This window comes from Halomonas sp. BDJS001, assembly GCF_026104355.1.
Taxonomy (GTDB): Bacteria; Pseudomonadota; Gammaproteobacteria; order Pseudomonadales; family Halomonadaceae; genus Vreelandella.
This window is the reverse complement of record NZ_CP110535.1, coordinates 3,244,448-3,260,142: the sequence shown is the minus strand read 5'-3', so window position 1 is coordinate 3,260,142 and position 15,695 is coordinate 3,244,448. Positions and strand designations below refer to the sequence as shown.

At 55.5% G+C, this 15,695-nt stretch carries 13 protein-coding genes and 5 tRNA genes; 5 read left to right on the top strand and 13 right to left on the bottom strand.

Annotation, left to right across the window (positions count from 1 at the left end):
* Positions 1-125: 125 nt before the first annotated feature.
* The 3 genes from ybeY to miaB all read right to left on the bottom strand — a co-directional run bounded on the left by ybeY (position 126) and on the right by miaB (position 3,337).
* A complete protein-coding gene (ybeY, locus tag OM794_RS15175; RefSeq protein ID WP_226247188.1) occupies positions 126-632 on the bottom strand; it encodes an rRNA maturation RNase YbeY in 507 nt (168 codons plus the stop codon).
* Entirely contained in the window at positions 629-1,708 is a 1,080-nt protein-coding gene (locus tag OM794_RS15170) for a PhoH family protein (protein ID WP_088699213.1), read from the bottom strand. Before OM794_RS15170 ends, ybeY begins: the two co-directional genes overlap by 4 nt.
* A 285-nt stretch (positions 1,709-1,993) precedes the next feature.
* Positions 1,994-3,337 carry a tRNA (N6-isopentenyl adenosine(37)-C2)-methylthiotransferase MiaB gene (gene miaB / locus OM794_RS15165; RefSeq protein WP_226247186.1) on the bottom strand — a complete coding sequence of 448 codons (1,344 nt, stop codon included), beginning with the start codon at positions 3,335-3,337 and terminating at the stop codon, positions 1,994-1,996.
* 198 nt (positions 3,338-3,535) lie between these two features.
* On the opposite strand from miaB, the gene OM794_RS15160 reads away from it, so the two are divergent.
* From OM794_RS15160 to OM794_RS15145, 4 genes are all read left to right on the top strand, one after another.
* A tRNA-Asn gene (locus tag OM794_RS15160) sits at positions 3,536-3,611 on the top strand.
* A 72-nt stretch (positions 3,612-3,683) separates the two neighbouring features.
* A tRNA-Asn gene (locus tag OM794_RS15155) sits at positions 3,684-3,759 on the top strand.
* A 35-nt stretch (positions 3,760-3,794) separates the two neighbouring features.
* A tRNA-Asn gene (locus OM794_RS15150) sits at positions 3,795-3,870 on the top strand.
* Between the two features lie 171 nt (positions 3,871-4,041).
* Complete coding sequence (locus OM794_RS15145) at positions 4,042-4,407, top strand: metalloregulator ArsR/SmtB family transcription factor (protein WP_226247183.1); 366 nt, start codon at positions 4,042-4,044, stop codon at positions 4,405-4,407.
* A gap of 90 nt (positions 4,408-4,497) precedes the next feature.
* Here the strand turns inward: OM794_RS15145 and OM794_RS15140 are convergent, their stop codons facing one another.
* The gene (locus tag OM794_RS15140) at positions 4,498-6,609 is read right to left on the bottom strand and encodes a carboxy terminal-processing peptidase (protein WP_226247181.1); all 2,112 of its coding nucleotides are present in this window, start codon (positions 6,607-6,609) and stop codon (positions 4,498-4,500) included.
* Between the two features lie 138 nt (positions 6,610-6,747).
* On the opposite strand from OM794_RS15140, the gene OM794_RS15135 reads away from it, so the two are divergent.
* Positions 6,748-8,052 carry a M18 family aminopeptidase gene (locus OM794_RS15135; protein ID WP_226247180.1) on the top strand — a complete coding sequence of 435 codons (1,305 nt, stop codon included), beginning with the start codon at positions 6,748-6,750 and terminating at the stop codon, positions 8,050-8,052.
* Between the two features lie 94 nt (positions 8,053-8,146).
* Here the strand turns inward: OM794_RS15135 and OM794_RS15130 are convergent.
* From OM794_RS15130 to OM794_RS15090, 9 genes are all read right to left on the bottom strand, one after another.
* Positions 8,147-8,223: transfer RNA gene (locus OM794_RS15130), tRNA-Met, on the bottom strand.
* 76 nt (positions 8,224-8,299) lie between these two features.
* On the bottom strand, positions 8,300-9,391 hold the full coding sequence (ychF, locus tag OM794_RS15125; RefSeq protein WP_226247177.1) for a redox-regulated ATPase YchF: 1,092 nt from the start codon (positions 9,389-9,391) through the stop codon (positions 8,300-8,302).
* Positions 9,392-9,495: 104 nt separating this feature from the next.
* Entirely contained in the window at positions 9,496-10,083 is a 588-nt protein-coding gene (gene pth, locus OM794_RS15120; protein ID WP_226247175.1) for an aminoacyl-tRNA hydrolase, read from the bottom strand.
* Between the two features lie 173 nt (positions 10,084-10,256).
* Positions 10,257-10,898 (bottom strand): 50S ribosomal protein L25/general stress protein Ctc, encoded by a 642-nt coding sequence (locus OM794_RS15115; protein WP_226247173.1) that lies wholly within the window; start codon positions 10,896-10,898, stop codon positions 10,257-10,259.
* Between the two features lie 97 nt (positions 10,899-10,995).
* Positions 10,996-11,937, bottom strand: coding sequence for a ribose-phosphate pyrophosphokinase (locus tag OM794_RS15110; RefSeq protein ID WP_009287569.1), 942 nt, complete (start codon positions 11,935-11,937; stop codon positions 10,996-10,998).
* Between the two features lie 75 nt (positions 11,938-12,012).
* Positions 12,013-12,087 (bottom strand) — tRNA-Gln (locus OM794_RS15105).
* 76 nt (positions 12,088-12,163) lie between these two features.
* Positions 12,164-13,018: a 4-(cytidine 5'-diphospho)-2-C-methyl-D-erythritol kinase gene (gene ispE, locus OM794_RS15100; RefSeq protein ID WP_226247171.1), complete on the bottom strand. Its 855-nt coding sequence runs from the start codon at positions 13,016-13,018 to the stop codon at positions 12,164-12,166.
* 14 nt (positions 13,019-13,032) lie between these two features.
* The gene (gene lolB, locus OM794_RS15095) at positions 13,033-13,692 is read right to left on the bottom strand and encodes a lipoprotein insertase outer membrane protein LolB (RefSeq protein ID WP_226247168.1); all 660 of its coding nucleotides are present in this window, start codon (positions 13,690-13,692) and stop codon (positions 13,033-13,035) included.
* Between the two features lie 60 nt (positions 13,693-13,752).
* Positions 13,753-15,519: a tetratricopeptide repeat protein gene (locus OM794_RS15090; protein WP_226247166.1), complete on the bottom strand. Its 1,767-nt coding sequence runs from the start codon at positions 15,517-15,519 to the stop codon at positions 13,753-13,755.
* Positions 15,520-15,695: the final 176 nt, after the last annotated feature.

Below are 15,695 nucleotides of genomic sequence, written 5' to 3'. Positions count from 1 at the left end.
AGACAGTTGCTATCTCATTGACTAGGTCGTCAGGTAGCTGTTTTATCACTGAAACGTGGGATAGTACCAGATTAGTTGCTACGTGATTTAACGCACCTACCGCCAAATAATAGAGAGTCAGGCTTTTAAGCGTCATCACTATTGGGCATGCGGGTGTGGTCCACATAGGGATCGGGGATGTTTAGCTCCGCTAACAGCTCGCGCTCAAACTGCTCCATCTCCTCTGCCTCTTGATCATCCATATGATCGTAGCCCATTAAATGCAGGATGCCATGCACGACCATATGGGCGTAGTGATGCTCAATCGGCTTACCTTGCTCAGCCGCTTCCTGGGCCACCACGGCATGGCAAATCACTAGGTCGCCGAGTAGCGGTAATTCCACACCCGGCGGGCTCTCAAAGGGGAAGGACAGCACGTTGGTGGTTTTGTCTTTGCCGCGGTAGTCGCGGTTGAGCGTTTGGCTTTCGAGTTCGTCCACAAAGCGAATAGTCACTTCAAGGCGCTGATCGTCTGGGTGGTGAGCAAACACACAGTCCACCCATTGGGTAAGCTGTGTTAACGAGGGGAGCTGGGGATCGTTGATCGCCGCCTGGCGATCAACGATGCATCCATTCTTTGTACCTTCACTCATCGCGAACTATCCCAAGCGCCTTCACGTGCCTGCATGCGTGCATCGCGCTCTTGCTGGCGCACTTCGCGGCGGGCGCGCTCTTCCACTTCCTGCTGGGATTCAAACATATCGTAGGCTTCGATAATGCGCTGAACCAGCGGGTGGCGTACCACGTCCTTGGCGGCAAAGTGGGTGACGCCGATGCCTTGAGTGTCTTTCAATACGTCGAGCACCTGAATCAGCCCCGAACGCTGGCCCTTGGGTAGGTCGACCTGGGTCACGTCGCCAGTAATCACGGCTGTAGAGCCAAAGCCAATCCGGGTCAGAAACATTTTCATCTGCTCCGGGGTGGTGTTCTGACTCTCATCCAGAATGATATAGGAGTTATTGAGCGTACGGCCGCGCATATAGGCCAGCGGGGCGATCTCAATCACCTGGCGCTCAATCAGTTTTGCGACTTGCTCAAAACCGATCATTTCGTACAGGGCGTCGTAAAGAGGGCGCAGATAAGGGTCGATTTTCTGGGCCAGGTCGCCGGGCAGGAAGCCAAGTTTTTCACCTGCTTCAACCGCCGGGCGTACGAGCAGAATACGACGTACTTCCTGCTGATTGAGTGCTTCTACCGCGGCGGCAACGGCAAGGTAGGTTTTACCGGTACCCGCAGGCCCAATGCCGAAGTTGATATCGTGTTCGCGGATGCTAGAGACGTAGCGTTGCTGGTTAAGCCCGCGCGGTTTGATCATGGTGCGCGGGGTGCGCATGATCACTTCATCGCCGCTGCCGGTGCCGTCTTCTTCCTCTTCCAGCGCTTCAAGCCCTGACTCTTGCAGGAACAGGTGCACGGTATCGGCGTCGAGTTCGCTCGCCGCTGTCTCGCGATAGAGGTGTTCCAACACGTTTGCCGCTGCTTTGATGCGGTTGGCTGGGCCCGCTAGTTGGAACACATTGCCCCGGTTGCGCAGCGTCACATCTAGGCGGCTTTCAATCAGCTTCAAATGCTCGTCCTGCTGGCCGCAAAGGCTAGCAAGGCGCTGCGGATCATTGGGTTCAAGGCTTAAGGTGATGATGCGATTGGCCTGAGGTGTTGGCTGGCTCAAGAGTGGGGAACCCCTCGTTAGTGTGTGTATCGTTCAGCTTACTGCCCCACCAGAAGCGGGGCAATGATCTATGCTAACTGAAAGGTACTTTATACAGTACGGTGCCGAGAGCAGGTTTCCGCGAGGGCGCTGTGAACCCTTCCTTGGGCGCTACTTTTGCCATCTGACCGCCATGGATGGCGGGAATGCCGGAATTGTTGGGAACCCTTTCCGGCCCTGGCAAAAGACCCTTGCTACAACCTGTTCTCGCACTCGTTATCGGGCATTTATAAATGCGTTAAACAATCAATAGCGCTCAGGTGAGGCAAGCTCACCGCGAAGCGAATTGGGAAATGCCTCGGTGATCTCTACATCGACAAAGTAGCCGATCAGCTCGGTGGGGTTGGCAGCGCGGAAGTTAACCACGCGGTTATTCTCGGTGCGACCTGAGAGCTGGCCAGGGTCGCGGGGCGAAAAGCCGTTAACCAGTACACGCTGTGTGCTGCCGACCATGCGGCGGCTAATTTGTGCGGTTTGCTGAATGATCCGCTCCTGCAGAATTGCCAGACGCTGCTTTTTGACACTCTCCGGCGTTTCATCCGGCAGGCCAGAAGCAGGTGTGCCGGGGCGTGCGGAGTAAACGAAGCTGAATGAATGATCGAAGCCGATTTGATGAATTAAATTCATCGTCGCTTCAAAATCCTCTTCTGTTTCGCCGGGGAAGCCGATGATGAAATCAGAGGAGAAGCTGATGTCCGGGCGATTGGCGCGGATGCGCTCCATCTTTTCGATGTATTCGGCCGCCGTATGCCCGCGCTTCATGGCAGTAAGAATACGGTCTGAACCCGACTGTACCGGTAGGTGTAGGTGGCTCACCAGCTCAGGGATATCGGCAAAGGCGTCGACCAGGCTGTCGGTAAACTCCACCGGGTGTGAGGTGGTAAAGCGGATGCGGTCAATGCCCTCTACCGCCGCCACACAGGCAATCAGTTCGGCCAGGTCGATTTCATCGCCAAGCTGGTTCTCACCACGGTAGGCGTTAACGTTCTGGCCCAGTAGGTTGATCTCGCGCACGCCCTGGTCGGAAAGATGGATGACTTCATCCATTACCGCTTCGAAGGGGCGTGAGACTTCTTCACCGCGGGTATAGGGTACCACGCAGAAGGTGCAATACTTGGAGCAGCCTTCCATGATCGATACAAACGCCGTCGCACCGTCGGAGGTGGGCTTGGGCAGGTAATCGAACTTTTCGATCTCGGGAAAGGTGACATCCACGGCAGCAATCTGGTTGTTACCACGGGCATCCAGCATGGAGGGCACGCGGTGAAGGGTTTGCGGCCCGAATACCATGTCCACGTGAGGGGCGCGCTTGCGAATGGCTTCGCCTTCCTGGCTCGCCACGCAGCCACCTACGCCAATCACCAGGTTCGGATTAGCGTCTTTCAGTTTTTTCCAGCGTCCCAGCTGATGAAACACCTTCTCCTGCGCTTTTTCGCGAATCGAGCAGGTGTTGAGCAGAATGACGTCGGCTTCACGCTCATTATCAGTGAGTTCGAGCTGGTGAGATTCGCCGAGCAGATCCGCCATGCGGGAGGAGTCGTACTCGTTCATTTGGCAGCCGTGCGTTTTGATGAAGAGCTTCTTCGCCATCGGTACCTGTCATCTATGAGTCGTCGGTGGACGAGGATGAATGGAGTGTTGTCGCGCGGTCGGCAAGTATGCTGTGCCAACCACTGTCATGTATAGGCGCATTATACGGATACAGGAAACCAGCGGCTAGCGTTCATCCATAATCGATACTTGACCCTCACGTTTCTATGAGTATACTACGCACCGTGTTTGAGCAGTTCCTCGATAGCTCAGTTGGTAGAGCAAATGACTGTTAATCATTGGGTCGCAGGTTCGAGTCCTGCTCGAGGAGCCAATCTTTCGCTGGGTTTTTTTAATCTACCTGGTAATGGTTGGGTTCTGTTTTAGACACGACAACTTACAATGTTCCTCGATAGCTCAGTTGGTAGAGCAAATGACTGTTAATCATTGGGTCGCAGGTTCGAGTCCTGCTCGAGGAGCCAAGTTGTCCTGCTGTTGATTGATATCTATACGTTGTTCCTCGATAGCTCAGTTGGTAGAGCAAATGACTGTTAATCATTGGGTCGCAGGTTCGAGTCCTGCTCGAGGAGCCATTTAGTTTTCCGCACCACATCCTTTCCTTTTTTTGTTTCCCGATGCTAACTATGGCGTCAGGGTGTTTTGTCGTGTCTGTCTGTTGCGTAACCGAGTGGTGCTTACCGCCAGCGATGGTTGTGACGTAAACTATATACAGTGCATAGATGGTTAATCGGTCTGGGGCCTTTATGGTGGGTAAAGTAAATACACCGCAAGCCTTGCAGGTGTTTAAATGTTTAAGCGATGAAACGCGCTTGATGTTGGTGCTTCTGGTGGCTCAAGAGCAAGAGCTTTGCGTGTGTGAAATGACCCATGCGCTGCAGGAGTCGCAACCTAAGGTGTCGCGCCACTTGGCGCAACTGCGTCAGTGTGGGCTACTGAGTGACCAGCGCGAAGGCCAGTGGGTCTATTATCGGCTTGCACCAAAGCTACCTGCATGGGCCCTTGAGATTATTCGCGCGGGGAGTCAGGGCAGTGCCGTTCAGTTAGCGGCGCTGACTCGGCGCTTAACTAAAATGGGTGACCGGCCAGCGCGTCTGGCGGCGCTATGTTGAAACTAGGTTTAAGGCCAGAGTGTTAAAACCAAAACGCCGCCCCTTCGCAGGAGGCGGCGTTTTTTAACTGGCTTATTTTATTCGGCGTACTTAGCGCTTTGCGGCTAGCCGCTGGGTGTCTTGCAGGTGGGCGTAGTCGAGCAAAATTTCAGCCGATTCGAGTACATAGGCGCGATCAACGGCCAGTGCGTCATCTTCGCCGTTTTCCTCTTCACTGGCAGCCTCTGCGTCTTCAATTCCGACGCCTTCGGTAGCATCCGTCCGGGCATCCATCCACTCGTCCAGTTCTTCAAGACCCAGCGCGCGCCGGCGTTGGTTTTCCAGCGAAAGCTGCTCGGCTTCCTGGGCTTCCATTTCTCGCTTACGCTGCTCGCGGTTTAAGCTCACGCTGGTGTGTTGCTCGCGTAGCTGGCGGGCCAGCGCGGACTGACGCTCTAAATAGCGGAAGTTAGCGTTGTCCTGAGCGCGTGTATCGTGCTGGGCAATCAGCTTGTCCAACACCGTTTCGGGTTCGCCATAGCGGCGGTATTGAACATTCTGCACGGTGTCCCAGGCCAGGGCGTTGTCCAGGCTGCTTTCACCGATACGCTCGGGGTCAATCAGGCTGGGGAAGTCGATATCCGGCTCAACGCCACGGTTCTGGGTGCTGTCGCCGGAAATACGATAGAACTTGGCGCGGGTTAGCTTGATTTGTCCATGGCTCAGGTCGTTAAGCGTCTGCACCGTGCCTTTGCCAAAGGTGGGCGTGCCCAGTACCAGGCCGCGACCATAGTCTTGAATGGCACCGGCAAAGATCTCTGAAGCGGAGGCAGAAAGGCGATTCACCAGCACCCCTAGTGGGCCGTCATAGAGCGTACCGGCTTCGCTGTCACCATACAGCTGAATACGGCCCTGGGCATCACGCACTTGTACGGTGGGGCCGCGATCAATAAACAGGCCAATAAGTGAGTTGGCTTCTTGTAACGCGCCGCCGCCGTTGTTGCGCAAGTCAAGTACGATACCTTCCACACCCTCTTCTTTAAGCCGTTCGACTTCCTTGGCAACATCACGGGTAGTGCTGCGATACTCCTCTTCACCCGCTTGCCAAGCGTCAAAATCAACGTAGAAAGTAGGGATGTTAATCACCCCAAGGCGGTGAGGTTCGCCGTCGCGCTCGACTTCAATCACTTCACCGTGAGCGGCTTGATCTTCAAGGCTGACGGTGTCGCGGGTAATCTCAACGGTCTGGGAGCGGGTCATATCCACCGCTTGGGCGGGCACCACGTCCAAACGAACCACGGAGCCTTTGGGGCCACGGATGAGATCCACCACGTTGTCGAGGCGCATGCCTACCACATTGACCATCTCGCCCTCTTCCTGGCCTACAGCGATAATGCGATCCGCTGGCTCAAGCACGCCGGCGCGCTCTGCAGGGCCACCAGGCACAAGGCTGGAGACTTTGACATATTCACCGTCCGACTGAAGTAGGGCGCCAATACCTTCAAGGGAGAGGCTCATCTGAATATCGAAAGATTCGCCCTGGCGGGGGGAGAGGTAGCCAGTATGTGGGTCGATACTGCTAGTAACGGCTGCCATCAGTACGCCAAATACATCCTCAGACTCGGTTTGCTCCAGCCGTGTTAGTTGGCCTTCATAGCGTTGGCGCAGGTTGTCTTCAATCTGTTCGCTATCCTGGTCGGTCAGGGCAAGCGTTAAAGCGTCGTTTTTAAGCCGCTTGCGCCATAGCTCGTCAAGCTCGCTTTGCCGGGATGCCCAGGGTGACTCTTCACGATCAATTTCTAAACGCTCATTGCTTTCGAAATCGAAATCAAGGCCTTCGTCCAACTGCGCGAGCAGCGACTCAAGGCGCGCCCGCTGGCGCTCACTGAAAGCGTTATAGAGATTAAACGCATCATCCAGCTCGCCATTGAAAAGGGCGTCTGCCATGCCCGTCTCCAAGTGACGATAGGGCTCGATGTCGCTGCGTAGTAGGTAGGCGCGCTGGCCATCCAGAATGTCCAGATAGCGTTGGAAAGCGTCCTGCGACCACGCTTCGTCAAAAGTAATATCAGCATAGTGGCCGTAGCGGAGCGAGTCCGCAATTTCCACTGCCGCCTGGCGTTGTTCATCGGTCGGTTCAAGTTGCGCGAAGGCGGCTGGGCTGGTAATAACCAGCATGACAGCCAGGGCGACCGAACGCGAAAGCGTTGCAAACAAGCTCATCAGTCAAGCTCTCCCGGATTTGTGTACACTCATTCTTCCCTAGACTCGCATATGACCCATGAGTTGCGTAGGTCGAGGGAGTATTGTAGCAGGTCACCTGCGCTATGAGACTCAATCATTACTGTTATGAGGATTTCCATGTCCGAGACTTTCAACGCTGATCGTTTAACGCGGTTATGCGATTTTCTGCGCCAGTCACCGACCCCTTGGCACGCTGCCAGTAATATGGCCGCGCGATTGGAGCAAGCCGGTTTTCAGCGGCTGGAAGAGAAGGCTAGTTGGCAGCTAACGCCAGGCAAGCGCTACTACGTCACCCGTAATGACTCCTCAATTATTGCGTTTCAACTGCCTGAGTCTGAATTGACGGCGCTGCGGATGATGGGGGCTCACACCGATAGTCCGGGCCTGCACCTAAAGCCCAACGCTACTCAGTGTTCCGCTGGTTGGCTGCAGATGGGCGTGCAGGTATACGGCGGTGTTTTGTTGGCGCCGTGGTTTGATCGTGATCTTGGGTTGGCGGGGCGGGTGTATGTGCGCCATGCCGATGGCCGCTTGGAAAGTGTGTTGCTCAATATCGACAGGGCGATTGCCGTGGTGCCAAGCCTTGCGATTCACCTGGATCGTGATGTCAACGCTGGCCGTCAGATCAATCCGCAGACGCAAATGGCGCCGGTGTTAATGCAGAGCGACTCTGCCACTTTGGAGCAGCTGTTGGCGCAGTGGGTAGAAGAGCAGCATGGGCTGCGTGCTGTGGAAATAGTTGATTTCGAATTAGCCTTTTACGACGTTCAGCCACCCTCCTTGGTGGGCGTGAAGCAAGAGCTGGTAGCGAGTGCCCGACTGGATAACCTGCTCTCCTGCTTTATAGGTTTAGAAGCGCTGCTTGCTTGCGATGGCAGCCAGGGCGCTTTGTTGGTGGCCAACGATCACGAGGAGGTCGGCAGTGCCAGTGCCTGTGGTGCTCAAGGCCCATTCTTGGCGGATGTGCTAAAGCGCATTAATGGCCAAGTGGGCAAGGGGGGCGACGAGTCGCTGATTCAACTGATTCAGTCGTCGCTGATGATCTCTTGCGATAACGCCCACGCGCTCCACCCTAACTTTCGCGATAAGCACGATGAGCGCCATGGCCCGGCGATTAACGGTGGCCCGGTCATCAAGGTGAATGCCAGCCAACGTTACGCCACCAATAGTGTCACTGGCGCGCTGTTTCGCGATGTGTGTCGTGAGGCTGACGTACCCGTGCAGTCGTTTGTAACCCGGGCGGATATGGGCTGCGGAAGTACGATTGGCCCGATTACCGCCACCGAGTTGGGTGTGCCCACCATTGATGTGGGAGTGCCTCAATGGGCGATGCATTCGATTCGGGAGACCGCGGGTACTAAAGATGTTGAGTGCCTCACCCGTGCTCTAACGCAATTTCTAAACCGCCCGACATTAAGCTAATCTAAGCAAATAGGTGAATTTTATTTAGCAGTAAGCGTTTGGCAACATAAAATAAAAAAGCCCGCTAATAAAATTAGCGGGCTTTTAATATGTTTGGTGGCTACGCCCTGATTTGAACAGGGGACCCCATCATTATGAGTGATGTGCTCTAACCAGCTGAGCTACGTAGCCTTTCAACGGGGGCGAATGATACTGATAACCCCGTCTTTCGTCAATCTTTTATTGTCGTAAGTGTGCTGGCTGCTGATTACACATTAAAACGGAAGTGCACTACATCGCCATCTTTGACAATGTACTCTTTGCCCTCCAGGCGCCACTTGCCAGCGTCTTTGGCTGCCTGTTCGCCGCCTAGCGATACGAAATCCTCGTAGGCCACCACTTCAGCGCGGATAAAGCCTTTTTGGAAGTCGGTGTGAATCACGCCTGCGGCTTCTGGGGCCGTGGCGCCCTCTTTGACTGTCCATGCGCGCACTTCTTTAACACCGGCCGTGAAGTAGGTTTGTAGGCCTAGCAGTGAGTAGCCCGCGCGAATCACGCGATCAAGGCCTGGCTCATCCATGCCCATCTCGGTTAAGAACATTGAGCGCTCTTCGTCATCCAGCTCGGCGATTTCGGCTTCCAGCTGGTTGCATACGGGCACCACCAGTGCGCCTTCCTCAGCGGCGATTTCATTAACAATATCCAGGTAGGGATTGTTCTCGAAACCATCTTCATTAACGTTGGCGATATACATGGTCGGCTTCAGCGTCAAAAAACCGAAGCTTTTCACCTGGCGCTGCTCTTCTTCGCTTAAGCCAAAGCTGCGTAGCGGCATGCCTTCCGCCAAGTGGGGCTGGATACGGTCAAGAATTGCCTTGGTGGCAATGGCATCCTTGTCGCCCCCCTTCACCGAGCGAACCAGGCGCTGGCTGGCTTTTTCGACGGTATCCAGGTCGGCCAGCGCCAACTCTAGATTGATTGTTTCGATATCGGCGCGTGGGTCGACCTGGTTGGCTACATGGATGACGTTATCGTTGTCGAAGCAGCGAACGACGTGGGCAATCGCTTGTGTTTCACGAATATTGGCCAGGAACTTGTTGCCCAAGCCTTCGCCTTTGGAGGCTCCAGCAACCAAGCCTGCAATGTCGACGAACTCCATGGTCGTGGGCAGTACTTTCTGCGGCTTGACGATCTCTGCGAGCTTATCAAGGCGCGGATCCGGCATCGGTACGATACCCACGTTCGGCTCAATGGTGCAGAAGGGAAAATTTTCTGCATCGATGCCTGACTTGGTCAGTGCATTGAAGAGTGTGGATTTGCCGACGTTAGGCAGGCCGACGATGCCGCAATTGAAACCCATAAAATGTTCCTGAGAATAAAGTGGTAGGGCGTAAAAGTAACCGCCATTCTACGAGATGCGCAGGCCGTCAGCTACCGGCGTGACTAGCCGGCTTTTGGCGACGTCTATTCTGGCTTGAAGCTATGTAGCTGGTTCATGGCTTTGGCCCAGTCACCCGCGAGCGCTAGCGGTAGCGTGGCGATGCACTCATCCAGGGCACGAAAAATAGCTTCGCTCTCGGCCTTGCCAGGACGCCCCAGCACATAATTCGTCACCTGCCGCGCCTCGCCGGGGTGGCCAATGCCAATGCGGGTGCGGTGAAACTGCTTCTGATCGCCTAATGCGCTGATAATATCGCGAAGGCCGTTGTGGCCGCCGTGACCACCGCCGGTTTTGTAACGTGCCTGGCCGGGGGGGAGGTCGAGTTCGTCGTGAGCAACCAGTAGGTTTTCAGGGGCGAGTTTGAAAAACTGGCACAAGGCTGCCACCGCAGCGCCACTACGATTCATAAAGGTGGCGGGGTTGAGTAGGTGCAACTCATGGTCGCCTAGGCGTACCTTGGCGTAGTGGCCAAAAAATTTCTTTTCTGGGCGCAGCTCTGCATGGGCGCTCTGCGCAATCGCTTCTACCAGCCAGAAACCGGCGTTATGGCGTGTGGCGGCATACTCTGCGCCGGGGTTACCTAATCCAATAATGGCTGTTACCTGGCTCATCTTCCCACCTCATAAAAATATCCAGAAGAGCAACACTATCCAGAAAACATGGTTGACGCCGTCCCAGCGATGGCCCCAAAAAAAATCAAGCGCCGGGGCGCTTGATTCTAACATCATGTCAGCACCACCAGGGCTATGCAGGCATAGCCCCAGCAGAAGTGCTTGACGGAGGCTTACTCGGCGCTGGTGTCTTCTTCACCTTCGCTTTCACCGTCTTCATCTTCATCAACACGCACTTTTACTTTAGTGATGCTGAGTACTGCATTGTCGTGCTCTTCACCGTGGGACAGGTCAACCGAAGTGACGCCGGCCGGCAGGGTAAGGTCAGACAGGTGCAGGGTAGTGCCCAGCTCCACGGCAGTGATGTCGACTTCGATAAAGTCAGGCAGATCTTTCGGCAAGCAACTGATGGCAACTTCGTTGGCCAGTACGTGCAGTTCGCCGCCTTGGTCTTTAATGCCGACACACTTCTCTTCGCCCGTCACGTGCAGCGGCACGTTGATGGTGATTTCGTGAGTGGCATCAACGCGCAGGAAGTCGGCGTGGGTCAGCAGCGGCTTGAAGGGGTGACGCTGCAGGTCACGAACAACCACTTGCTCTTCTTTGCCTTCGATCATCAGTTTGATGACGGAAGAGAAGAAAGACTCATCTTCAATCGCTTTGTAGAAAGCGGTTTTTTCAACAGCGATGGACTGCGCGCCTTTTTCGCCACCGTATACAACGGCTGGCACTTGCTGGTTCGCACGACGCAGGCGGCGGCTCGCACCTTTCCCCAGGTCGTTACGAACGCTGGCTTTCAGGATAAAATCAGACATGGAATTGCCTCTTAGTTAAAGTAAGGAATACGCTGCCGACCGCGACCAGACGACAGCGCTTCCGTGGCCCCAAAAGGGGGGCTTTATCGTCAGCGAATTAGTGGAACATCGCGCTGACAGATTCTTCATTGCTGACCCGGCGAATCGCTTCCGCTATCAGGCCTGCAACGCTCAACTGGCGAATTTTTCCGCTCCGACGAGCAACGTCAGATAGCGGGATGGTGTCGGTCACCACCACTTCATCCAGTACGGAGTTAGTAATATTGTCGACCGCTGGGCCGGACAAAATCGGGTGTGTCGCATAGGCCACTACGCGCTTAGCGCCGTGGTCTTTAAGCGCTTCACCGGCTTTGCACAGCGTGCCTGCGGTATCGATCATATCGTCAACCACAACACAGGTGCGGCCTTCAATCTCGCCAATGATGTGCATCACCTGGGCTTGGTTAGCCTGGGGGCGACGCTTGTCGATAATGGCAAGATCGGCATTCAGCTGTTTGGCGATGGCTCGAGCGCGAACCACACCGCCTACATCAGGAGAAACGACCACAAGGTCGCTGTAATTCTGACGTTCAATGTCATCAAGCAGAATGGGGGAGCCGTAGACGTTGTCGACCGGGACATCAAAGAAGCCTTGGATCTGGTCTGCGTGTAGATCCATGGTCATTACACGGTCAACGCCCGCTTTAACCATCATATCCGCCACTACTTTAGCGGAAATCGGCACCCGTGCGGAGCGCACGCGGCGATCCTGGCGGGCATAGCCAAAGTAAGGCAGTACCGCTGTGATGCGAGTTGCCGAGGCGCGACGCAGGGCGTCGACCATCAGAATCAACTCCATCAAATTGTCATTTGTCGGTGCACAGGTGGATTGCAGGATGAAAACATCCTTACCGCGCACGTTCTCATTGATCTCGACTGCGATTTCGCCGTCGCTGAATTGACCCACCGTGGCGTTACCCATACGGCTGTCTAAGCTCTCGGCAATTTTTTGAGCGAGTGCGGGATTGGCATTCCCGGCGAAAACCATCAATTTTGACACGCGCAGCCACCTTTGCAGTGTTGGGGATCAGGGGAGAAAACGCAGATCATACTTAGGCCATATATAAAATGAAATTGGCTGGGGTACCAGGATTCGAACCTGGGAATGCCGATACCAAAAACCGGTGCCTTACCACTTGGCGATACCCCAACAATGGCCCTTCGTTAGCCGGGCGCTTTCAACTGCCCAGAGCGGGCTCTTACTAAAAGCCCAGAGCGGGCTTTTACTAAAAATAGCCCAGTGCAGCATGTAGAGGAGAGGTGTTGAGTCCGCGTGCAACCCATGTCGGCCAGTATTGTTCCGCTAATTGCGCGGTTGCCTGTGCTGTTTGCTGTGTTTCAAAAGTAGCAAATAAACAAGCGCCCGTGCCGGTCAACCGGCTGGGTGCGTGCTGTGCGAGCCAGTGAAAGGCTTCCGCAATTGGCGGATAGCGTTCCTTTACCACGGCTTCACAGTCGTTGCGCCACTCCGGCGCTCCCCCCTGCAGTGCGCGCGCCATAGTAATGGGGCGGCTGTCACGTGTCAATTGCGGGTCTTGGAAGACGCTGGGGGTGGAGACACTTATTCTGGGGTGAATAACCACAAACCAGGGAGTATCAAGCATGACCTTAGTGAGTTGTTCGCCGACCCCTTCGGCCCAGGCGCTATGGCCGTGGACAAAGACCGGCACGTCAGCCCCAAGACGAAGCCCGAGGCGGGCTAATTCTACAAGCGATAGGTTGAGCTGCCAAAGGTGGTTAAGCCCCACTAACGCGGTGGCTGCGTTGGAGCTGCCGCCCCCGAGACCGCCGCCCATGGGCAGTTGCTTTTCAATCTTAAGCGTAGCCCCTAATGGTGTGCCGCTATGGGTTTGCAATAACCGTGCTGCGCGCACGACCAAATTGTCATCGTGGCTAACGCCGCTCACCTCACTGATCAAGTGGATCTCCCCGTCACTGCGGGGAGTTAGCGTAAGCTGATCGCATAGATCGATAAACTGAAAAAGCGTTTGCAGTAAGTGGTAACCGTCATCACGACGGCCCACGATATGCAGCATGCGGTTCAGCTTGGCCGGAGCCGGGAGCGTTAACGGCGCGTTCATGTAAAAGCCTACCTTTACTCGCTGGCTTGCCACTGATTAACGACCAGCGTAATCCGCACATCATCGTAATGCATGACCATGCGACGGGGTAGCCACAGGTCGTCGACTTTTTCCCAGTCGCGGTAGTCAATTTCCCAACCGTCCTGTGCAAGGTGGCTTGGGAAGCCCAGTTCGTCGGTTTCTAGCTGATAGCTGCTGGCGTTGTCGCTATCCGGGTCACCGGGCAATCCGCGTACCCAGTTGGGCATGGCGGTGACGGGTAGCGACCAACCCAACTGCTCTTCCATTAGTGCTTCTGGGGTTTCTGCCTCAAAGCGGCCGTCGCTATTGGAGAGCGAGAAACGTCCCTCGCGACCTTCGAGCACGTTGCGCCCGCCGCCAAAGGGGCCGCTGATCAGCATACGGAAATAGTGGGGGGTTTGATTCCAATCCAGGTTGGTGCTGACATTCTCTTCTGGTGTACGCAATCCGGCTTTGCCGACCAGTGTCCAGGTGTCGAACGCCTCTACCTCAGCTTGCTGGCGTTCCCACTGGCCTGCCTGGCGGCCGCCTTCATCCATAGGCGCCTGGGAAGCACACCCGGCGAGTAAGAGTAGCGTAAAACCGGCAAACCAGAGGCGCGAAGAGTGTCGTGTCATTGGCCAGCGGCGGGAAGGGGACGTCAGTGTCAACATAAACAGGCTCCGTGTTAGGTAGTTACGGCGTAATACGCTTAAAAAGTGTGGTTCGCAGAGTTAGGGTGTCTCTGGCGGCGTTAGTTCAGGGTAGCGTTCAAGCAGCTCGTCGATCAGCGGATGCTGGTTCGTTCGCTGCATGATTTGCTGGATCAGTTGGCGCGCCTCGTCATCACGCCCCAACGCTTTGAGTACTTCGGCTAAATGTGCGGCAACTTCTTGATCAGGTAGCTGCGTGTAGGCACTTTCAAGCCAGGGTAACGCTTCTTCAGGCTCCCCGAGACGGAAGTAGACCCAGCCCATGCTGTCGAGTACCGCAGGGTTGTTCGGGTCGGCCTCGTAGGCGCGCTCAATCAGCTCAAAGGCTTCCTGTAAACGTCCAGGCAAGTTAAGGTCAGCCAGGGTGTAGCCAAGGGCATTGAGCGCTTCGGCATTGTTTGGGTCGGTGCGCAGTATCTGACGTAAATCCTGCTCCATGCCCGAAATATTGCCTGCTTCCCAGCGTCGCATAGAACGCATATAAAGTAGCGATGCATCATCAGGCGTACGGCTAATCTCGCGGTCTAATAGCGCATCGGCATCCGCAGGCTGATTTATCTCGTCCAGCAACTGCACTTCAAGCATCACCAGCTCAGAGAAGTAGTTATCGAAACGCATTCGCTCAATACGCAGGAAGGCACGAGCATCCAGTAGGCGATCCTCCTCAATCAGCATCTGCGCTGCCGCCGCGCGAGCAGGTAAAAATTCACTGCCCTCGCTAACTTGGCGGTAATAAAGCAGCGCATTATCGATATCGTCTTGCGCTTGAGTGATCGCGCCAAGTAAGTAATAAGCTAAATCCGGCACCTGTGGCTGGCCGATAAGCGGCTGCAACAAGCGTTGCGCGGGTTCGGGGTGGCCTTCCTCAAGATAGAGTTGGGCTAGCGATAAGCGTAGATCCTCATTACCGCCATGGCTTTCCAGTAGGGCGTTAGTCTGCACTTCCGCGGCACTAATATTGTTAAGACGAATTTCCGCCTGAGCCAGCAACAGAATGAAGCGCACATCGTCAGGCGCAAGCTCCAGGCCCTGCTGGGCAGCGCGCTGAGCAGTGGGGTAGTCCTCAACTTCCAGTGCCAAGCGTGCTTTCACTAACCATAACGCAGCGGATTCTGGGTCGAGTACTTCGACTTGATCAAGACGCCGCTGCGCCGGTGCGGTGTCGCCAAGGGTAGCCTCGATCAAAGCCGTGCCCAGCAGCACATCGCTGTGGTGTGGCAACTGGTCAGCGTTAGGGCGAGCTAAATGCTCCTGCAACTGCTGGGCAATTAACCTCAATGGCGCCTCCTCTTCTGCCGCGGCAATCTCGGCAAAGGCGGTGATATCGCCGTGGCCGCCCGCTTCGACGATATCCAGGCGCTGTTCGAGGCTGTCTAACCAATCGCCACGCTGGAGTGAGAAGGCCGCCAGCAAACGATTAGGCGCTTCTGCCTCAGGGTCAAGCTCTCGCCAGCGTAGTGCAGAAGCCTCTATTAATGAGGCTTCATCGCCAAAGCGCGCCGCAAAGGTGGCACGTTCAGCCAGCGCTGGCTCGCGGTAGCGCTTAGCCGCTTCCAGGTAGCCCTGGCTTGCGTAGCGATAGTCGCCACGCTGGCCCGCAAGCTCGGCGCCGAGTAGCGTGCTGAGTCCACTAGCATCAAGCCCCCGAGTGATCGGCGGCGCATTGTGCATCGGATCCTCGCCCCAGGTGCCGAGAGGGCCATCCTGTGGGCTGGGTGTTGATTGGCAGCCACTCAGCAGTAGAGCCGCAGAGGCAGCCGCGGGTAATAGTATTGAATGCCGTAACATAGCGCTCACTAATGAGAAGCCCGAACAGGTGGAGCCCATTAATACAGGGCCCGATAATGAAAAGCGAGGTCGCATGCGTCTCTCGATTAAGTGGCCGAATGCCCAGCATAGCGGCTTGCCTGCCTGCGGCAAAGTGGTGTGGGCCAGATGATAGCCTGCTGTGATAGAATGTTCCT